This window comes from Stieleria varia, from assembly GCF_038443385.1.
Lineage (GTDB): Bacteria > Planctomycetota > Planctomycetia > Pirellulales > Pirellulaceae > Stieleria > Stieleria varia.
Genome location: NZ_CP151726.1, coordinates 6250491 through 6271037, shown reverse-complemented (window position 1 = coordinate 6271037; position 20547 = coordinate 6250491). Strand labels below are relative to the sequence as shown.

19 protein-coding genes are annotated in these 20547 nt (G+C 56.5%); 11 read left to right on the top strand and 8 right to left on the bottom strand.

What is annotated here, in order from left to right:
* The first annotated feature begins 141 nt into the window (after nucleotides 1-141).
* The 6 genes from Pla52nx_RS21295 to Pla52nx_RS21270 all read left to right on the top strand — a co-directional run bounded on the left by Pla52nx_RS21295 (nucleotide 142) and on the right by Pla52nx_RS21270 (nucleotide 7388).
* Nucleotides 142-1317: a M20/M25/M40 family metallo-hydrolase gene (locus Pla52nx_RS21295; RefSeq protein ID WP_146520766.1), complete on the top strand. Its 1176-nt coding sequence runs from the start codon at nucleotides 142-144 to the stop codon at nucleotides 1315-1317.
* A 10-nt stretch (nucleotides 1318-1327) separates the two neighbouring features.
* The gene (locus Pla52nx_RS21290; protein ID WP_146520767.1) at nucleotides 1328-1576 is read left to right on the top strand and encodes a (2Fe-2S)-binding protein; all 249 of its coding nucleotides are present in this window, start codon (nucleotides 1328-1330) and stop codon (nucleotides 1574-1576) included.
* Between the two features lie 351 nt (nucleotides 1577-1927).
* On the top strand, nucleotides 1928-2641 hold the full coding sequence (locus Pla52nx_RS21285) for a hypothetical protein (protein ID WP_146520768.1): 714 nt from the start codon (nucleotides 1928-1930) through the stop codon (nucleotides 2639-2641).
* 142 nt (nucleotides 2642-2783) lie between these two features.
* Entirely contained in the window at nucleotides 2784-3896 is a 1113-nt protein-coding gene (locus Pla52nx_RS21280; protein WP_197454690.1) for a hypothetical protein, read from the top strand.
* A 54-nt stretch (nucleotides 3897-3950) separates the two neighbouring features.
* Nucleotides 3951-5441, top strand: coding sequence for a hypothetical protein (locus Pla52nx_RS21275; protein ID WP_146520769.1), 1491 nt, complete (start codon nucleotides 3951-3953; stop codon nucleotides 5439-5441).
* A 9-nt stretch (nucleotides 5442-5450) separates the two neighbouring features.
* Nucleotides 5451-7388 (top strand): hypothetical protein, encoded by a 1938-nt coding sequence (locus Pla52nx_RS21270; RefSeq protein ID WP_146520770.1) that lies wholly within the window; start codon nucleotides 5451-5453, stop codon nucleotides 7386-7388.
* Between the two features lie 538 nt (nucleotides 7389-7926).
* On the opposite strand, the gene Pla52nx_RS21265 is transcribed toward Pla52nx_RS21270, so the two are convergent.
* A complete protein-coding gene (locus tag Pla52nx_RS21265) occupies nucleotides 7927-8310 on the bottom strand; it encodes a hypothetical protein (RefSeq protein WP_146520771.1) in 384 nt (127 codons plus the stop codon).
* 233 nt (nucleotides 8311-8543) lie between these two features.
* Between Pla52nx_RS21265 and Pla52nx_RS21260 the strand changes: the two genes are divergently transcribed.
* From Pla52nx_RS21260 to Pla52nx_RS21245, 4 genes are all read left to right on the top strand, one after another.
* Nucleotides 8544-9410, top strand: a complete 867-nt coding sequence (locus tag Pla52nx_RS21260) for a class I SAM-dependent methyltransferase (RefSeq protein ID WP_146520772.1) — start codon at nucleotides 8544-8546, stop codon at nucleotides 9408-9410.
* Nucleotides 9411-9424: 14 nt separating this feature from the next.
* On the top strand, nucleotides 9425-10291 hold the full coding sequence (gene larE, locus Pla52nx_RS21255; protein WP_146520773.1) for an ATP-dependent sacrificial sulfur transferase LarE: 867 nt from the start codon (nucleotides 9425-9427) through the stop codon (nucleotides 10289-10291).
* Nucleotides 10288-11832: a protein kinase domain-containing protein gene (locus Pla52nx_RS21250; protein ID WP_146520774.1), complete on the top strand. Its 1545-nt coding sequence runs from the start codon at nucleotides 10288-10290 to the stop codon at nucleotides 11830-11832. Before larE ends, Pla52nx_RS21250 begins: the two co-directional genes overlap by 4 nt.
* Nucleotides 11833-12106: 274 nt before the next feature.
* Nucleotides 12107-12352 (top strand): hypothetical protein, encoded by a 246-nt coding sequence (locus Pla52nx_RS21245; protein ID WP_146520775.1) that lies wholly within the window; start codon nucleotides 12107-12109, stop codon nucleotides 12350-12352.
* A 10-nt stretch (nucleotides 12353-12362) separates the two neighbouring features.
* Here Pla52nx_RS21245 and Pla52nx_RS21240 read toward each other — a convergent pair whose 3' ends face one another.
* Both Pla52nx_RS21240 and Pla52nx_RS21235 read right to left on the bottom strand, forming a co-directional pair.
* Nucleotides 12363-13280, bottom strand: coding sequence for an aldo/keto reductase (locus Pla52nx_RS21240; RefSeq protein WP_146520776.1), 918 nt, complete (start codon nucleotides 13278-13280; stop codon nucleotides 12363-12365).
* Nucleotides 13281-13289: 9 nt separating this feature from the next.
* Nucleotides 13290-14213, bottom strand: coding sequence for a universal stress protein (locus tag Pla52nx_RS21235; protein ID WP_146520777.1), 924 nt, complete (start codon nucleotides 14211-14213; stop codon nucleotides 13290-13292).
* Nucleotides 14214-14284: 71 nt separating this feature from the next.
* Between Pla52nx_RS21235 and Pla52nx_RS21230 the strand changes: the two genes are divergently transcribed.
* Nucleotides 14285-14440 (top strand): hypothetical protein, encoded by a 156-nt coding sequence (locus tag Pla52nx_RS21230; protein WP_197454691.1) that lies wholly within the window; start codon nucleotides 14285-14287, stop codon nucleotides 14438-14440.
* A 442-nt stretch (nucleotides 14441-14882) separates the two neighbouring features.
* On the opposite strand, the gene ccoS is transcribed toward Pla52nx_RS21230, so the two are convergent.
* The 5 genes from ccoS to ccoG are packed head-to-tail and all read right to left on the bottom strand — an operon-like array spanning nucleotide 14883 to nucleotide 20536.
* Complete coding sequence (ccoS, locus tag Pla52nx_RS21225) at nucleotides 14883-15071, bottom strand: cbb3-type cytochrome oxidase assembly protein CcoS (protein ID WP_146520778.1); 189 nt, start codon at nucleotides 15069-15071, stop codon at nucleotides 14883-14885.
* Nucleotides 15068-17548, bottom strand: a complete 2481-nt coding sequence (locus tag Pla52nx_RS21220; protein WP_231742052.1) for a heavy metal translocating P-type ATPase — start codon at nucleotides 17546-17548, stop codon at nucleotides 15068-15070. Before Pla52nx_RS21220 ends, ccoS begins: the two co-directional genes overlap by 4 nt.
* A gap of 1 nt (nucleotide 17549) precedes the next feature.
* Nucleotides 17550-18335: a sulfite exporter TauE/SafE family protein gene (locus tag Pla52nx_RS21215; RefSeq protein ID WP_146520780.1), complete on the bottom strand. Its 786-nt coding sequence runs from the start codon at nucleotides 18333-18335 to the stop codon at nucleotides 17550-17552.
* Nucleotides 18332-18880 (bottom strand): FixH family protein, encoded by a 549-nt coding sequence (locus Pla52nx_RS21210; protein ID WP_231742053.1) that lies wholly within the window; start codon nucleotides 18878-18880, stop codon nucleotides 18332-18334. The genes Pla52nx_RS21215 and Pla52nx_RS21210 overlap by 4 nt, the downstream gene beginning before the upstream one ends.
* Before the next feature lie 6 nt (nucleotides 18881-18886).
* Nucleotides 18887-20536, bottom strand: coding sequence for a cytochrome c oxidase accessory protein CcoG (gene ccoG, locus Pla52nx_RS21205; protein ID WP_231742054.1), 1650 nt, complete (start codon nucleotides 20534-20536; stop codon nucleotides 18887-18889).
* Nucleotides 20537-20547 lie beyond the last annotated feature (11 nt).

The window sequence follows — 20547 nt, the reverse complement described above, 5'->3', positions numbered from 1 at the left end:
CGTCGTTGTTGCCCAGAACAGGTAGACTCAAGGGGAATGCAGTCGATCAAAAATGGTGGTCGGAACTGAAAACAAAGTAATGAGCGGAAGAACGGTTCGCACCTTCTGCCGCCCAATCCTATCCAGGAGTGTAGCGAGTCCATGTCTGAGATCGAAGTCAACAAAACGGCTGCGTTGGAGCGTTTTTTGAGTTTGACCGCCATTCGGGGCGGCAGCGGAGACGAAAAAGCTGTTGCGGAAGCGATCGCGGGGTTATTGATCGCAGGCGACTGCGATCCGTCGTGGATCCAAACCGACGACGCAAACACACGCACCAAGCTCAAGGGCAATACGGGTAATTTGATCGTCAAGCTCCCCGGTCGCGGCAGCGGTCCCATCACGATGTTGTCCGCGCACATGGACACCGTGCCTATCTGCCTGGGCAGCCAACCGGAGGTTCGAGGCGATGAAGTTCACAGCAGTGCGCCGACGGGACTGGGGGCGGACGACCGCAGCGGTTGCGCTGCGATCTTGACCGCGGCCCTGGAACGTTTAGCAGTCGGTGAAGAACAGTTTGCTCCCGCCGTCATCGTCTTCATCATCCAAGAGGAAATCGGACTTCACGGTGCACGTCACCTGTCGACCGAAATGGTCGGCACCGTCGACCGCGCGTTCAACTTTGACGGAGGATCGCTCGACAAAGTTACCACGGGTGCGATCGGCGGAGAGCGGATGGACATTCGTCTGAGCGGAATTCCGGCGCACGCAGGAGTCGCCCCCGAGAACGGTGCCAGCGCGATCGTGATGGCGGCCCGCGCGATCGAGTCGCTGGATCGACGCGGCTGGTTGGGCAAAGTCGAAAACGAGTTCGGTGTCGGCACGGCCAACGTCGGTGTGATCCACGGTGGTGATGCCACCAATGTGGTGACTCCCGAGGTCTCGTTGAGAGCAGAAGCACGCAGCCACGACAGCGAAATGCGCACTCGGATCGTTGGCGAGATCCGCTCCGCGTTCGAAACCGCGGCAGCGGAAGTCACGAACGCTGCAGGCCATTCTGGCACGTGCGAGTTTCAATCCCAAGTCGACTACGAAGCATTCGCGTTGCCAGAGGATCACCCGTCCATTCAGGCGGCCGAGAAAGCACTGCTGAGAATCGGACGCTCGCCGTATCGTGCAATCGCCAACGGCGGATTGGATGCCAACTGGTTGTTCCGACACGGCATTGCGGCGGTCACGATGGGTTGCGGCCAAAAGAACATTCACACGGCGGATGAGCGTTTGGAACTACCGGACTTCTACGGTGCATGCCAAGTCGCAACGCATTTGATCACCGAGTGAGAATGCACTCATGAAAGACGACGACGAACTCTGCTTGTGCTTTCACGTCTCGCGCCGCAAAGTCATCCAGTTCCTCAAGACGCAACGACCGAAATCCGCATCGCAACTTTCGGAATGTTTTGGAGCGGGCACCGGTTGCGGATGGTGCCGCCCCTTCTTGCGTCGACTTTGGGAGTCGGAACAACCAGAGACGGAATCGTTGCCCAACCCCGAAACCTACGCCACCGAGCGAGCCGCCTACCGGGACAAAACCCCTTAGCACGAGCTGTTCACCTCCGTCTTGTTTGACCCGTAGCCGAAGGCGCAGGCGGCAGCGGCGATTGACATCTGAGATGTAATCCGTTTGGTAGTATCTCCGGCGCCTTCGGCTGCGAGTCAAACGGCCTGACAGCCCGCGTTACAACCCGCAAAGTCCGCGCTCCGCTCACACTCATACCAGACCGCACCACCCCAACATTGGTACAGAAACGCACATTCCACACCCCCCTTTCGATGAAGAGGGTTTGCTGACACCACCGATGACATCGGTAAGGACGCGGCCGAACCCGGCTCGCTGATCTTGAGCGAATGGAAAGTATTCGCCTTCGAAAAATGCAAAAGGGATGTGTCAATGAGAACTTCCATTAAAGTTGGTATCGTCGCATTCTCCGTTGTGATGCACGCGGGATGCTCGTCCAGTCGGTCCACGATGCTGGCTCGTAACGAATGTAACACCGGTTGGAACAAGATCGGCCATCTGCACGGAACGCCCATCACGCTGCGAGTTCCCACGCACCTCCGTGTTTACGTGTATCAAACGCATTACATGGAACAAATCGATGTCGCGGGCATCAAGCGTTGGCAAAAAGTCGACATGCCCCCGATCTACGACTTCGGCTCTGAGACCCTCTACAACGACAAGATCTTCACCACCGATTTCATTCGCCCGGCAGCCGGCGCTTTCAATTTGGATGTGAACTATACGGAAGATCAGTATATCGAGCGTGTTCAGCAAGACATCACGGATGAAACGCTCAAGGAAATCGGAAACCTGGTGAGCAAGATCCCTGCGTTGTTCGCCGCACCAGGCGGCGCCGCATTGGCCGGTGGAGATAACGGTGCTGAGACACTCAAAGAAGTCAAAAGCGTTCTGGCGGCGAATGTGTTCGAAATCGACGACCCCAATTTCGAAGTCAACGTGAGTGAGTTTGTCGAACGTCACCTCAACTGCCGCGGACCACATTGCGCCCCAACGGGATGCCCGACCGATCAGGTGATTCAAGCTGATTCGTCGGATGTCGGCACGATCGAGCCCTACGTCGATTTTAGTACCCTCAATCCGTAATCCCGCTTGGTGCGAACTACAGTATGAATATTGCTGTCCCCCCAACCAGGTGAGAATTGTGGCTAAGAAGAAGGCGAAATCGTCGAAATCATCGAAATCGTCATCGAGAGCAAAGAAGTCCTCGAGGTCGCGGTCTGCGCGTGTGTCCAAGGCATCAAGGACGACAGCATCCAAGAAGACGACAGCATCCAAGAAGGCTACAAAGAAAAAGGCCGCTAAAAAGAAGGCGGTCAAGAAGAAGGCAGCTAAGAAGCCTCAGTTCGGCGAGTTTCCGTCGGAACTGGAATCGGCGCACGTCCGATTCTTGCCCGAGCCGATTGAAGTGAGTTACGCACGCGCACGCATGGCTTTCCTGCAGATGCAGCAAGAGTTGACCAAGCAGCCAGAGTTTCTCTTCGCTGATGTCGGCTACAAGTTCACGAACCAGCGGCGCACCGATGACTTGGCTCTGCGTATCCACGTCAAAAAGAAGGTTGATGGAGCAAAATCTGTCGAGCCCATGGTCTATGCAGGCATGGTTCCGACGGATGTCATTGTTTCCAATTTTTGTTACGCAAGCGATACCGATGCGGGATCACGGATCGAGTCGGACGGACCGCCACCAAATGATTTCGGCACGCTCGGGATGGGCGTGAAGGCACGCTTGAGCAACATTCCGTTTTTCTTGACCTGTGCGCACGTGATCAGCAACACTGCGTCTCCGCCGGATGACAATTACATTGTGCGTGCACCGGGCGGGCGTGCCGTTGCGTTGGCCGCCACGGACACGCAGCGTTTCTTTCGCATGGATGGTTTCATCGATGCCGCGATTTTGTCGCCAGAGAATTCCATTCCAGATAGTGAGCTGGGCGATTTTCGATCCAACATGCCTCCAGGCGTTGATCCGCCGGATCGGGTGGATGACGTTCGCGACGATGATCTCAATCGATTGGTGTACAAGATCGGGGCCAACAGTCCGCGATTAACGGTCGGCTTCATCGACTCCGTGAACCCAAGCCCGATCCCCATTGATGGCCAACCCTTCAGCGCGATCGATCACTTTATCGTGCGATCATCGGATTCATCTGGGACGCCTGCGGCTCCGGGAAAAGGATTTGCAAAGCGGGGTGATAGCGGGGCTGTCGTGTTTACGGGTGACGGTCGCATCTTGGGCTTGGTCCGTGCCGTGCTCGACGACAACGATGACAACGAAAATGATCGAGTCGTTGTCACACGCATGGTCAATATTCTTGCATCCATGCCCATACGCGTTTAACCCAATGGGGCATTCCGAGGGAACGACGGATAAATACAATTCAAGGACGAATTCATGCGAGCAATAACAACAGCTTTGATGTCGATCTGTCTTGCTGCATCCGTGGGATGCTCCCTGACCGGCAATCATGCCTGCAAGACCACCGCGGATGTTGCAGCACCTGGATCCTGCCAACGCGGTGATTGCAAAGCGACGTTGCAGTCATGTGACTTGGCGAGCCACTTGCATGGTTGCCAAAGCGAGTTCGACTGCGCATGGATTCGCACCGGAGGGTTGCTGCGATCACCCACCACGATCACTTTGTCGGGACAGCAGCGAATGACACTGCGGCATGCGATTCTGCAATCCGGCGGTGTGAATCGGGATCTCGTCGCTGGCACCAGTCAAATCATGCAGGTGTCACGGCCTGCTGTGCCTGTCTCTTCGGTGGACACATCACCGTCTGCAGTTCAGGCTTCGGGCTCCTCTGAACTATCAGATCGAGAGACCGAGGCGATTGCCTCATTGGACGCTATGTTTTCCGACGAAGCAGAAATCCTGAAGCTTTTTGGCAATGGCAGTTTCCTTCGCTACGATCGCCCAGCAGGCTCTAACCTCTTAGCCTATCTGCGATCTGCGATCGATTTGCTGGTCACCTTGAACAAGTTCAATCAACTGAATCTGGTTGAGACGGATGAGAAAACACTTGAAAGTTCCGACATCACGGTCTTACTCTCGACCATCGAACAGGTCTTCCAAGCGTATCGAGAAAACAACGAAGACTTCGCAGACAACGCGATTGTGGTTTTCCAGGAATTGAAAGCGAATTTCGACGATGCTGAGACTGTTTCCGATCAGCCAGTCGTGAACACTCAGCCGACGATGGTCCAGACGGTGACCAGTCCTGAGCCCATCCTGATTGGTCTGGAGAACAGTTCCGACCACGCCGGGATCGTCTATTTCCATCCGGACCTGATCCATTCCACATCAATCGGCGATATCGAATTGCAAGATGGTGATTTTGTTTTCGCGGTGCTTGCCAGAGAAACATCGATCACGTCCATGCTGCAATTTCAGCATGAGACAAAGATTCCCGCCGTGGGAATGTCAAAGAAATTCAACGCGATCAACCCGAAAGAGAATCCGCAGATCGAGAAAGCTCTGGAGACCCATCGAAGGGCGATCGCCAACGAAAAACTCGTCGCGTCACTAGAGAACATCGCGATCCTCAGCCGGACCTCGTCAGGCACGCAACGGACGGAGAATTTTTATCTGCCGCTGCCGGGCGTGGGAAGTCCCGAGGATGACCTCAGCAAGGATCTCGGTCTGTTGCGTCCAGGTGATTCGCTGTTCTTTACATTCGCTTCACGAGCACCGATCGTTCGCGACCGGATTCTCTTGCCTGCAGCAGCACGATTGCAGCAAGCCAACCGTCGGCGTTTGGAGCGGGCGCAGGCAGTTGCAAACACACCAACGGGCGGTCGCTATTGGCAAAAAGCAAAGGCGAACGTCAGCTACTACACCCGTCCGCTTGTGCAACAAGTAAATGGTCTTATTGAACGATAAGGTTCCGTCATGAAAACAATGATCTCGAAACTTGCTGCGTTCTCTGTTTGCGCGGGTCTTGTCGCGTTCTCGCTATCGGTGTCCGCATTGACAGCGTCCGCACAGAAAACGTTACCCCCGCCGGTCGCCCTCAAGTCACCGTCGATCTTTCCCGATGGGCGTGTTCCTGATGTCTCAGCGAAGATTGACGTCGCCAAACCGACTCCGATTCAGACGGCAACGCAGAACCATACGCCATCTTGGGTTTGGGGTGATGCGACAGAGGAGCACCTTTGGATTCGCCAACGGTTTGCGGTTCCCGGGCATGTGCAAGATGCCAAACTGGAGATTGCCGCCGATGATGATTTCAACGTCTTTATCAATGGACAGGCTATGGGTTCTGGGCATGGCTGGAAACCGATCACGGTTTACCCGTCACAAGTCGCAACACTGCTGTTTTCTGATCGCCCCAACGAGATACTGATCCAAGCGATCAATCGAGGTGGACCGGCCGGCATCATCGCCAACTTGGTGATGGTCATTGACGGACGTGTCTACGGAACCGGCACCAATGCAGAGTCACAAGTGTCCAGCGACGAGAAAATGTGGTCCGGCGCGACCGTCGTCGGCGAAGCGTTTGGGGAACCGTGGAATATCACGGAACCGACGGTTTCGCAAAAGACATTGCTGATCCACTCCATCGTATCGGGCCTTGAGAAAGACCTGTACAGCGATGATTTCAACTCCGCGAACAGTGCAATGACCAAGCTTTCATTGCTGTCGTTGGAGAATCCTGGCGCAGAAACTCTGTCCAGTGGGTTTCGCTTGGACAGGGCGTCGGCACTCGCGCCGCTGATACAAAAAACTGAAAAGATACTGCTGGCGAGTGCTCTCACGTCAAGCAAGCGGGTGACCGCGATCCAAGAAATCGAAAGACACCTTGAGAAGAGTAGTGACATCGACTTGCTGCTGGATTCGTTGACGACAACACTTCGGCATCCCAGCACCTCCGATGACTTGCTGCAGTTGGTCGTTCTGTCTTCGATCCAAAAGATGGTAGAGAAGCTCGAATCGAATGCGGAATCGCTTGACGGAAAACTTAAGGCGGCTAAGGATGAATTGAAGGCCGCCAAGGGGGTGATCAAAGATCTGAACGAAAGCAAGGAGGCAGCGACTCGTCAAAGAGACGAGCTGCAGGCAATGCTCACGATTTTCGTCGGGACGGAAAAACGACTCGATATCAATATTAATGAGCAAGTCGATAAGATCAAAGCGTTGGAAATGGTGAAGCCACAAACGCCTGTGATCGAAAAACAATTGGCTGACGAATACGCAATCCTGCTACAACTCAAGGCACAGCGAAAGAAGGTGAAATCAGACCAGAATGAGGCAACGGCAAAGATCATTCTCCTCTCTGACCAGTTGACGGCGACCGTTCTGCAGATCGCACAATTGGAATCACAGCTACCCAAGCTAGAAAAGAACGTCACGAAGGCGACAGAAAAATTGTCTGAAGAAAGTGGTGCTCGGGTAGATCGTTTGACGCGGTTGGCAAAGTTTCTTGTCGAAACAAGAGACGTGTACCATACAACGGCCAGCCGAGCGGTTGCGAATCAGATCGCGTCATCGATCCGATCCATTGAGATTGCGAACAGCGGCATCAAGTCACTTGCTGCAGCGGATACGCTTTTGAGTTCAGAGTCGGCGCCAATCTTCGAGACAGAGGAGATCGGTGCGAGGGTCTCGGCATCCAGGATCTCCACTGCGATGGACGCTAGGAACGCTGCGGATCGACCGGGGGTCACCAAGGTCGCTCCTTACGATCCGGTCGTTTCTCCACGCGACGTACAGCATTATCCCCTTGGCGACGACAGAGGAAAACGCGTTCTGCGAGGCGTGGGACAAAGTGAATCGGATGTCGAACGGGCCCCCGGTGCTGAGGGAGCCAAGAGCGCTCTCGCCGAGTAGCGATGGTCCAATAGGTCTAGGGAAACGGTAGCCCGGAATATTCATCAGCCGCAGCGCGATAGAGAGCGTCCCGCTTAGAAAGTTGATCGCACCAGCCATTTTTCTCGTCTTTACTAGCACGAAGCGCAAGCGAGTAAATCGTCTTTTTGTGCTTCTATTCACTCGCTTGCGCGTCGTGCTGGTATTTTGCTTGAAATTCAACGTGAATCCATGCGTTCTAAGCGGGACGCTCTCTATCGCGTCCGGTTCCCGAGTATAGGGGTAAGGACCGGACGCTATCGCGTGGCGGCTGATCTGCGCGGCCTGTTTTCCTTCCAAGCCGTGCAAGCCGTTTCGACCAAACGTGTTGCGAAGACAGTAGTGGTCTGGGACAGCTAGAAGTTAGGGTTTGCCGTAGTGGATCTTGCCAAAGATCCCACCGCTACAGGATCTTTAACAAGATCCACTACCCTAAAAAAAGCTACAGGATCTTTAACAAGATCCACTACCCTAAAAATAAGTTGTCCCAGCAGTAGTACGTCGCGTGAACAATCCGAGGCTACCGGCGTTGAATGACGCTGGAGCCAACTTTAGGCTTCGTGGGGGCCGCTTCGACACGAACATACTCGTAGCGAATACGCCATTGAGCCTGCAAGGGCACCAACAAACTATGGCTGTCCAACCCCAGGATTACTCTCGCGTTGCCGGTCTCGAATGCCGTTTCGATCAGATCCAGGACGAGCATCGCGTCTTCGAATTTCGTTGATTCGAACTCCGTTGCCCAGAACGTTGATCCACTGGTGACGTGCTCATACTGGACTTCGACCACATAAACTTTCAAATACCGTGACAGCCCGTTGTCTGCTTTGGCCGTCCCAGGGCCGATGATGTAAAAAAGGCTTGTCAGGACGGCGATGGCCAAGAGCGGAGTGCGGCGATTCATGATTCAATCCCTGTGCGTTGGATGGGTTGTGGGGCGACCCTTGTATAACCGGGCCTGATGGGCTTGTTGACTGACAGTCCAAGCGAGCAGGGAGTCGAGACGTTACATCAGAAAGGCGGTCTTATGACGCGATTCAGTGTCGATCGCGGAATTCCTCACCGAGCCCGCTAGAATACAAATGCCCGGCGGCGTATCGTTTCCTGCTGCCCGCCTCTCCAACCCCGACTGATCACTTGTCTGACCGCCGCTATCAACTGATCGACTTCGGCCGTGGGCGCAAGCTGGAATCGTTGGGCGGGCACCTTGTCTCTCGACCGTCGCCCGCCGCAAACGACGACATCCCCACGACTCCGGCGGTTTGGCGTGACGCGGCGAGCATTTTTGATGCAAGTCACAAGGCTTGGGCGCATCGGTCACCGTGGCCGGACGATTTGCGGGTGGACTGTGATGGATTTGTCATGCCCGTGCAGCCGACGCCGTTCGGGCATATCGGACTGTTTCCAGAGCAAGCAGAGAATTGGCGTTGGTTGCGCTCCGACGGGGTTCCAGCGTCGAGCGATTCCGAACCGGCCAAGGCGTTGAATCTGTTTGCGTACACCGGTGCCAGCTCGATGGCACTGCTCTCAGCAGGCTTTGCCGTCGCGCATGTCGATGCGGCCAAGGCCAATGTGATGGCCGCGCGGCGTGCGGCCGAAGCCAATGGTTGGCAAGACGCACCGGTACGCTACCTCGTGGACGATGCTGCAAAGTTTTGCGCACGAGAGGTTCGCCGTGGCAACCGATACCACACCATCGTCTTGGATCCGCCCGCTTTTGGACATTCGCCCAAGGGTAAAACCTGGCGACTGGAACGCGACCTCTGGCCATTGCTGGATGATGTCTGGCGAATCAAGACGAAACCCGATTTTCGAATTTTGGTCACCGGGCACTCAACGGGTGTGGATCAAGAGCAGATCACCGCGTTTTTTGAGGAAAAGCAATTTCGGCGAGGGGGACTGCAATTGCGTCTACAATCTGGACGGTCAGAATTGACGGATACCGTCGGCCGCAAACTTGACGCAGGGTTTTACGTTCGTGTGAACGGCCGCGTCAGTGAATGATTGGTTGATATCACATGAACGATCCCGCACAAAACGCAAACCGACTGATGGACGCACTGGCTGGCCATCGCCGACTCGTCGTGGCGTTCTCCGGTGGCGTTGACAGTAGCGTGGTTGTCGCCGCTGCGGCCCGTTGTCATGCGTCTGGGACGCGTTTGCAAAGCGTGATCGCGGTCACCGCACGGTCGCCCAGCGTTCCTCGTTGGCAGTTGGACTTGGCCATCCGGGTTGCCAAAGAGATCGGGGTGGAGCATCGTATCGTGGACACCCAGGAAACATTGCGACCGGAGTATGTGACCAATGATTCCCAGCGATGCTTTTATTGCAAACAAACCTTGTATGCGACGCTGACGACGATCGCGGCACAGCACGGTTCCCCCACTGCCGAAGATACGGTCGCACTCGTCTCTGGGACCAACGCCGATGACTTGGGGGACTATCGGCCGGGCATCCAAGCGGGGCGTCAGGCCGACGTGCTCACTCCGCTGGCAGACCTGGGGCTTGGCAAAGCCGAGGTGCGTCAGTTGGCAAAGTATTTCGGATTGAGCAATGCGGAATTGCCTGCCTCTCCGTGTTTGGCCAGCCGGATTGCCTATGGCGTGTCGGTCACTCCGGAGCGACTAGGAATGGTCGAAAAAGCGGAGTCCATTTTGCGTGACTTGGGGTTCTCTGACCTGCGGGTTCGACTGCACGAGAATGATTTAGCACGCATCGAAGTCCCCGTGGAGGAAATGCAAAAGCTGCTACAATCAGGCGTGCGGCGCCAAATCGATGTCTGCTTCAGAGAGCTTGGATTTCTGTACGTGACGATCGACCTGTGTGGACTGCACAGCGGCAGCATGAATTTGCCATTGGTATCGATTTCGGGAGCGGCGGATTGACTTCAGCAAATGAACCGGAACCGACAACCCCGATACCGATCAGCGGAGCTAGGCCCGGTGGATCGTTGGTGGGAACGCGATTGGGTGGCTACCAAGTGCTCAGGCAACTTGGCAGCGGTGGTATGTCGGAAGTCTACGCGGCCCGCGATCTGACGCTGGATCGCGATGTGGCGTTGAAAGTCTTGCGGAGCGACTTGGCGAACGACAAGAGCTACATCGAGCGATTTCGCCGCGAAGCCCGCGCCGCCGCACGCTTGAACCATTCCAATATCGTCCAGGTCTATGAAGTCGGTAACGTCGACAAGACGCATTACATCGCCCAAGAGTTGATCGAAGGACGCAACCTCCGCGAACACTTGCAATCTGTCGGGCAGATCGATCCGGCGCAAGCCGTTGAGATCTTGCTCGCCGTCGCGTCGGCATTGGAGGTTGCCACGGAAGTCGGAATCACGCACCGTGACATCAAACCCGAGAACGTGATGATCAGCCAACGTGGTGCCATCAAGGTCGCCGATTTTGGCTTGGCCCGTTTGAACATGGACTCCGACACCAGCAACGCGGGACTGACACAAGCCGGTTTTGCGTTGGGAACGCCACGGTACATGAGCCCGGAGCAAGTGCAAGGAATGCCAGTCGATTCTCGCAGCGATTTGTATTCGCTCGGTGTGACGATGTATCACTTGCTGGCCGGACGGCCCCCGTTCGATTCAGACGACCCGATGGCACTCGCCTACGCGCATTTGAACGAAACCCCCAAACCGCTGGACCGCGCCCGCGGCAACGATGACGTGCCGGAATGGCTGGTCGCGATCGTCGCGAGATTGATACTCAAAGATCCGAACAAACGTTTTCAGTCGCCCACCGAGTTGCTCAACACCTTGCGTGGGGACACCCAGTCGGTGAGTTACAACGTCGGCACTTCCAGCGCGACTGTTCACCTGCAACGAGCTGCCGAGGAGGCAAGAAAACGGGAGCGACGCAAGCTGGCTCGACGTGCAACTGCGGTGCTGGCTCCTTTGTTAGCTCTGATCGCTGGCATCGCGATCTCATGGCCGCAAGGCGGCGACAAGGTTGCCAACATGCTGCGACCGGCCAAGGTCACTCGGGGCGAGACCGTTGAGCGGCAGTTTGTGATCGCGGTCGAGCGTGATGACGAAGCAGGCTGGTTGGCTGTGAGCGAGTACTTTCCCCCTGACGAGAACCCCGTCCATCGCGAATACGCCACCAAAGCGAGCTTGCAGTTGGCTGCTCTTTACGCAACCCAAGAGGACTTTGCGGCGGCCGATCGGATTCTGCAACGGATCCATTCAGATGCCCAAGTCGATCGCAGGTACCGTTTGGTTGCACTTGCAAAACACGTCGGCGTCCTGGGGAAACTCTCCGATCCGATGCGGCTCGCAGCAGTCAAACGCGAGTTCGTCGCGATGTACCAGGAACTGGAATCGAGCAACAGCCCCGTCATCGAATGGTTCCGACGCGTGGTTCCAGAAGAAGACCGTCCTGTGGTGGATTCGGTTTCTCTCGCCGATCCGGCTACTTGAGAGAGAGTCGCTCGACTTTCCAAGTCGATAGCGTGCCCCGCGAAACGTCTTGCCAGTCCCCAAACGTTGACTCGCTCGGACAGCCACCCCCTCCCTCGCATTCGCCTAAAGGGCTCTGCTCGACCTCCCCCAAGTTCCTTGGGGGAGGTGACAGCGCGCGTCACGGCTGACAGCGATTGGGACGTCGATTTGGCCTTCCGGCGGATTGCAAGTAAACTAAAGGCTTATCCACCCTCACCAGCTTTATCTCACTCGCTCCCCACGAGCCTCCGAAATGTCAATGCTGTTTTTTTTCGCTCCCTGGGTTGCCCTGATTGTGCTCGCCCTGGTTGGATTGGCGGTTGCCGCTATGAAGGAAAAGAAAAATCGGCCATTGCCCCCATCCTACGAGTCGGAGGAAAGTTACGACGAAGCAGGGATGGCTGAGGAGCAGCCGATGATGGTCGATTCCGGTTTCCCCGAAGGCGAGGTCCAACCCGTCGGAGACGACTTCAGCGAGTTCGACCAACAATTCGGGTAAATCACATTTTTTACGTGTTTCTATAAACAATCGAATCGACTTCGCTCAATAAGTCCTCATCGAGCGGCGTTGCCGCAGCGGTCTCGGCGATCTGCTCGGGTTTGTGTGCACCCACCAGTGCGGCGGTAACACCCGGTTGCGACAACACCCAACCGATCGCCAATTGGGCGATTGTTCGTCCCCGCTTGCATGCCAGCGGTGCCAACTCGTCCAAGACCTTGTGCGCATTCTCCCGCTGCTGTCCTTGGAATACCGCGTAACCCGGACGAGAATCTCCGTCGGCAAACGTATGTTCGCGCGAGATCTTGCCCGCCAACAATCCTTTCATCAACGTCCAAAACGTAAACACATCGCATCGGTCCTGCTCGCACTGTCGGATCAAACTTGCTGAGGCATCCGACTGCAACATGTTCAATGGGCACTGCACGGCATCACAGCCAACTGCATCGCGAAACCGCTGGTAATGCTCTACGTCGACATTGCAAACACCGATGCGTCGAGACAATCCACGGCGCGTCAACTCCGCGATTGCATTCGCAGAGATTTGGATTGGTACCTTTGGGTCTGGAGCATGCAACATCAGTGTGTCAAATTGCTCGATTCCAATACGTCGGAGGGATGTTTCGGCGTCCGCGATCAGAGTTTCCGGTCGGCCGTCGAGCACACGCTGGTGGTCTGACGTCCAACGCTGACCGACTTTACCGATCACGTCAAACTCATCGCGTCGGCTTGCGATCGCATCCCCCAGCATGCGATCGCTTCGTCCGTCATACCCATAGGCGAATGCGGTATCGAATCGGGTGATCCCGGCATCGATGGCGCACCGGATCGTCTGCAACGCGTCGGACTCGGTCACTCCGAGCGTCGTGATGCCTGCGATCGGCCAGAGCCCCAGTACAACGTGACGGTTGGGTGTTGGTGATGACATCTTTGGCGATCAAGTCGAAAGATTGTCCGCGAGTTCGCTCGTCGTGTTGTTGGTGTTGCGGTGGTGTCGTGAGATCCAAACGCTGCACGGCGCATGTCGCATGATGAACTTCGACGTGCTGCCCAGCAGCAAGTCTTCGATCACGCTATGCCCTGAATCACCAACAACGATCAAGTCCGACTTGTGCTTTTCCGCATAGTCGACGATCGCATCTCCGACGTGATATCCCTTGGTCACGTGGGCTTCTGCACCCTTCATCTGATGAGCAATTTGGTCCGTCATCGACTGGTTCTCGCCACGCATGCGTTCGAACCACTCCGTCTGGTCGCTCAATGCAACCGCAGAGATGCCATCACCGAGCAAAACGTCGTATTCTTGAACGACACTGAGCACTGAAATGGCGGGCTCGGCTTTCCACGGCAGGCCAACTAGTTCCTCCGCAGCTTGTTTGGACGCTAAAGAGCCATCGTACGCGATCAAGACGTTGACCTGTCCGTGATTGAGCTCGGCCGTCGGTCGGACAATCAAGACCGAGCACGATGCGTGATTGGCAACGTAGTCCGACACGCTGCCCAGCAGCATCCGTCGAATCATCGAGTGACCGACGGCCCCCAGGACAACCAAATCGGCTTGCATCCTCTGCGACAACTCAACGATGTCATGTGCGACAGTGCCAAACTGTTGGTGTAGCGTCACGCTACGGGTGACCCCAGACAAAATCGATTCCAGTTCCGCTTGGTGCGTGGCAACTCGTTCACGCTCTTGCGTTTTCCAGTCTTCCGCCACTGGAACGTAGGCGTTGGCGAAATCAGCAGGGTCATGCGAAACCGTCGCCAGCGTCACGTCCAACTCAGCGGCCAACTCCATCTTGGCCAGAAACTCCGCCGCATGCTTTGCTGTCTCCGAACCGTCGGTCGCCAGTAATACCTTCATTGTGGTGCATCTCCAATTGGACTAGCGGAATGGTGTGTCAATCACGCCCATCACAGGCAGATTTCATACCAATGAGATTGTGGATCCATCCGCCTTTGCACATCGCGACCAAAAAACACGACGCTTTCTGCACGGAGTACATGCGAGTGGATCAAATGAAGCCGGTTCAAATCGACAAATCACGCGTCGACGAAATCTCACAGGGGAACACGCTGTTTAGAGTGTAGCAGAATCGCACTCCCCCGTCCGTAGACGCACGCTTTCACAAAGGATTACTAGGGCCGTGCGGAAAATAAGTGTCGCGAAATCCACTACGCTATTCATGGATGATGGGTACCTGGAATCAACGGATCAAACCGATGGTCCACTAGTGCCAAAACTGCGATTTGAGCTTGAGTGCTAGTGCATCGTCCGGTCTTGATTTTGAGGTTAGCCGTTTTGGCGATAGCCACGGTTGTGTCACGAAAACCGTGGCTAACGCCAAAACGGCTCATCTACCGAACCCACGTTCTAAGACTGGACGATGCACTAGCCCGGATGATTCATAACCCGACGCGTAAGCGAGGGATACTCGGTAAATCCCTCGCTTACGCGTCGGGTTATGAAAAACAATCTGCATTTCCCAACGATGTCACAACTCATTGTCAAGAATCCGTTTGCACTAAAAGGTCAATTCGCGATGTCGGCACTAGCGGAGTCGCCGGCATCATCGATCTCGTCGCGGTCGTCGATCAGCATGCGGATCGACGGCGTGTCCATATCGTCATACTGACCATCGCGGATGCAGTAGAGACATGCCATTAGACCGGCGGAGCCCAACAGCAGAGCGATCGGTAGAGCAATGTACAGGACACTCATGATTGCGTCTTAAAGGTCGGCCACAGCAGGGTGAGAGTCAAAACGCTGACGCTGCTGATGGGCATCAGAATAGCTGCCAACAGCGGACTGATGTGTCCGGTCAGGGCCAGCACAACGGCTACGAGATTGTAGGTTAACGAGACGGCAAACGTTGCATGAATCAGTCTCGTCGTGCGACGTGACGCATCCACCAAATCGGCGACGCTCTCCAGTTGCCCGGTCGCGATGAATACCGGGGCCGCTCGCATGCTGGCTTCCGCTCCCCCTCGAACAGCGATCCCCACACCGGCAGCAGCCAACGCGGCCGCGTCGTTGGCTCCATCACCGATCATGACAACGGTTTGACCGGGATCATCCGTCATTCTGGCGAGTTTCTGCTCAGGCGACAGCCCGCCGCGGGCTTCGCGGATTCCCAATTGCTTGGCGACAGAGTGAACCACATCGGGATGATCGCCGGACAGGATCCCAAGTTTCCAGCCCGCGCGATGAAGCCTCTCGATTGAGTGTTTCGCATCGGATTTGATTGGATCATTGATCGACAACACGCCCGTAACGACACCGTCTTGGGCGATGTAAATCGGTGTGGATTGTTGCCGCGAGCAGGTGTCCCCGGCGAGCTGAACTGAATCGCTCAGTCGAACGCGGTTTCGAGCTAGAAACTCGCGGTTCCCCACCAGGATCTGTTGGCCACACCATTGTCCAGAGATTCCGCCGACACCGATTTCGATATTGGTGGCATCGTGGGCAATCTCCAGACGCAGGGAATCCGCGGCACGCACGATCGCATCCGCAATCGGATGGCAGCAGTGTCGTTCCAACGCCGCAGCGGTGCCGAACACTTCGTTGTCACCGTAGACCAGCGTCGCATGTGGCTGTCCCTCGGTCAAAGTCCCCGTTTTGTCAAACCAGATGACGCCGCGTTTGGACAGCCGCTGAAACACGCTGCCGTCACGAATCAAGATTTTACGAGTCGCGGCGCGGCCGATCGAGACCGCGATGGCCAGCGGAGTGGCCAAGGCCAACGCGCATGGGCAGGCAACGATCAACAACGAAGTCGCGTTGGAGACCGCAAGATCAATGCCACGCGGCATCCAAAACAGAAACGTACCGATCGCCAGAATCGTGACCGCGACCACAAACACGCCTCCGATCCGATCAGCCATTTGAACGATCGGGATTCGTTTGCTTGCGGCGTTCTCGACACTCGCCATGACCTGACCGATTCGACTGGCCGCTCCCGTCGCGGAAACACTCAATGTGACCGGCGCTGTCAGATTCACGGTTCCCGCAGTCACTTCGTCGCCGACACGGACGTGAACCGGGCGGCTTTCACCCGTCAGCAAAGACGTGTTGAGCAACGATTCTCCGGCGATCACGTTTCCATCTGCGGGCACGCTCTCACCAGCGTGCACGCGAATCCGTTCACCGGTTCTCAACGAATCGACGGGCACTCGACGTTCCGAGCCATCCTCGTCGATTCGTGTCGCATGCTGCGGCGTGATCCGCATCATCAAGTCCAGGGCTTGCGCCGCGCGGTGCTGTTGACGAAACTGAATCCAACGACCGATCAACAACAGAAACACCAGCATCGCCAGCGAATCAAAATAGACGTGCCCCGATCCCATGATCGCATTGAATACGCCTACCACCGTCCCGACGGACAAGCCGAGTGCGACGGGCAGGTCCATGTGCGGAGTGCGATATTTGATCGCAGCCCACGCGCTGACAAAAAATATTCGTCCAGGGATCAGCACGGAGCCGACGCCCAAGAAAGTGCCTGCCCAACGCAGAAACGTACGATGCTGTGCTTCCACGCCAGAAGCATCACCGGCATACAGCGCGATCGCAATCCACATCGCATTGGCGGCCAGGAATCCAGCTACCGCGATCTGCATCAACAGTTGACGACTTTCCAACGCAAAACGTTGTTCGTGATCAGAGGTCAGCGGTGCGAGTCGATACCCGAGCCGACCGACCACGGACGCGATTTCACTGAGTTGTATTTTTTCAGGAGAGTAGATCACCTGCAGCGTGCGATCGCTCATTTTGACACGCGCGATCGTCCAGCCGGGGATTCGTGCCGCTGCGTTTTCGATCAACCACGCGCACGCGGCGCAGTGGATGCCGCTGATGGACAGCGACGTGGAAAGTCGGCCGTCGGACATCTGTTGCGGTTTCGAACAACCCAAAAACTCATCGTCGTCGAAATCACTGTAGCGAGCTCCACCGGCCGACACGCCGTCGCTGTCCCATTTGCTTTGGTCACGCAAAGCATAAAAGTCATCGAGTCCCCAGTCGTGGATCAGCTCATAGGCTTGACGGCATCCGCTGCAACAGAAGGACAGTGGCGGTGCGTCCTGACGATCACGGCTGATTGGCGTGCCGTAGTGATTGGTCGGCAAGCCGCAGTGCGAGCATGCGACGTTCTGGTCGGCAACGGTTTGCCGAGCATCGATGCGAGATGCCGAGGCTGACAACTCAATGCGTCCTGCAACAGGGAAGCGTTTCCTGATCGACGTTTTGTACTTGCTCCAGCGAATCGCCTTCGGGAATCATTGACTGACCAAAGGAACTCATTCCCGCCAAGCCACGCCCCGATGCGGTAAAGCATCCTGCGCAGATCAGCAGCACCGCTGCGACCGCGGGAATCGCGCGAGTGAATTTGCGGGACAACACACGAGTCCCCGCGACCAAGGCGACCAAAGCCGGAACGGTGCCGACCCAAAACGCGATCATCAGCAAGGCACCGGTCCACGGACTGCCCGTGCCGGCGGCGATCAGAGCAAACAGGTACAACCAACCACAGGGCAGCAACGTGGTCAGCATGCCCGTGGCCAGTGCGCGAGCGGAAATTGGCAGACGAAAGACATACGGCCGGACTTTGGCCAACAGTCCGCCGATTCGAGACGGCTTGAGCTCTTTCGACGCTGAACGCTTGCCCAACATGCTCCACAACTTGATCAGCCCGATCGCCACCATCAGGCCGCCGACGACGCGAGCGGCAGCCACCTGCAGCCCCAAAACTCCGCCGCCGAAATCGACGGCCGCTCCGATCAGCCCCGCGATCAAACCGACGATCGTGTACGTGATCAAGCGACCGACATGGTACAGCGACGTCGGCATCATCAATGATCGCGAGTTCTCTTTGTCGCCGGCACCGCTGGCCCACAACGCCAGCGGCCCACACATGCCGACGCAGTGCAGGCTGCCCATCAGGCTGGACGTCACGACGGCGGATAGCAAAATCAGTACGTTGGCGGTCATGACGAATGCACCTCCACCGTCTCAGTTTGTTCGACGGGCTCCTCTGCTCCGGCCACCGACAGATCGATCTGCCACAATCCATTGCGTGGCATGTCGGCCAAAGCAATGTAGCGACCGTCGCCGGCGGATTTGAGTTGCAGTTCTTGGACGTCGCCCGCTCGCGCGTGATGGTACACCCGCGCGTCGATCGTCAATCCGTCTAGCGGATTTCCTTCGCGATCCGCTGCCGTCCACTCGACGGCACGCTGGCCACGTTGATCGGCCACGTCGGACACGTACAACTTGACCGTCCAACCCATTCTCTGAGGGGCACTTCGCGATCGTCGTGTTTCATCCCAATTCAACGCCGCGGCATGATAGTCGGGCGTCACGACCGCGGATGGATCCGAGATGGCCAGATTGATCGCGATTCCCATCACGGTCGACTGAATGACAAACAGCACCAGTACCAGCGAGATCCAAAAACGCTTGGCACTGCGTTCATCCGAATCTCGCTCGCTCAAGCTGCGATCCGACTGGTCGTATGACACACTTTTCATCGCCATGATCGATTACCTGGGTCCCAAGAGAAAGAACTGAACCTCGCGAGTCCGCTGCTCGCCGTCGCGAATCGTCATCTTCAGATTGGATCGCCCGATGCCCCGCGTCAAGTTGCTCGGGAAGGTCACATGCAGCGGTACCAGTTCGGTCCCGCCACCCTCAAGCGTCATTTTGCCCTGATCGAGGACTTCGATTTTGATCGATTCATCTGCCGGGGGAATGATCTCATAGTGCTGCGGTTCATCGGTGCGATTGACCAAACGAAGCTGGAATTCGTTGGACGCGGTGCGATCCGGGTAAATCGTGTACGGCGCTCCCTTGCCACGGATCACACGAGCATCGAAACCGGACTTGATCACCAACGCCGTCAACAAAGCGCCAAAGAGTGCGAGCAAGATGACCGGATAGATCATCGTACGTGCTCTCAGCAACCGCTTTGCCTTGCCGGCAATGGAATCCTGTGAACCATACCGGATCAATCCTTTGGGCAGACCCACTCGGTCCATCACCTCATCACACGCGTCGATGCACTGAGTGCAGTTGATGCATTCCATCTGCAATCCGTCGCGAATGTCGATTCCGGTGGGGCAGACGACGACACACTGATTGCAATCCACGCAATCGCCGACGCTGCGATTTTCGGTGACGCTTGCCCGCCCATCCGCCGAGACCACAGGCAACGGCTCCCGCTTGCCCTTTTTCCGGGGTTCGCCACGAACATAGTCGTAGGCCACGATGGTCGACTGCTGGTCCAACATGACCGATTGAAACCGACCATAGGGGCAAGCGATCAGGCACAACTGTTCTCGAAAGAACATGAAGTCAAAGAGCATCAAGCCGAGCGTTGCAGACATCACCAGGAACGCTACTGGATGCGCCGCAGGTGTGCTGCGGACCCACATCGCGAGCTTTTCCGTGCCGACGAAGTAAGCCAGGAAGGTGTGCGCCAGAAACATGCACAACAATGCGTACACGACAAATCGAGCGATGTGCAACAAGGCACCTTTGTCCCGCCGTGGCTTGCCCCCTTTGCCGACCGTGTTGTCAAACAATCGATCAACTGGACGGAACAGAAACTCCATGTAGACCGTTTGCGGGCACGCCCAACCGCACCACGCCCGTCCTGCCACTGCGGTGATCAACACGATCGAGACAAAAACCGACAGCATCAACAGAGCCAGCAACAGTGTGTCCGTCGGCAAGAACGTCCTGCCCAAGATCGTAAACTCACGTTCGGCGATATCCAGCAAAATCAACGGCTTGCCAGCCAGTCGCAAGTGCGGGATCACCACAAACACGATCATCAGCAGGTAGGCGACGATCCGTCGGCGCTGCCACCATTTGCCTGGCGAAAGCTTGGGACGCAACCAACGTCGGCTGCCGTCGCTTTCCAAGGTGCTCAACACGTGTTCCGGTGATTCCAACAAAGCGGAATGTTTTCCACCCGTGGTGCCGGATTCTGGCTCCTCCGTCTCTTGATTGCTGGCGGTCGCAAAGACCAACGTCCCCATACCGACAGCCGCTGGTTCTCGGCCAGCAGGAATTGCACCCGCTGGCGACACGCCGCCGGCACCCTCACAGGCTCCGGCCAACTGGCACTTGCCCGCGTTTCGGCAGCCGCCTGAGGCGGCAAGCAGCGGCAACGATTCAAAGATACTCATCATGTCCCTCA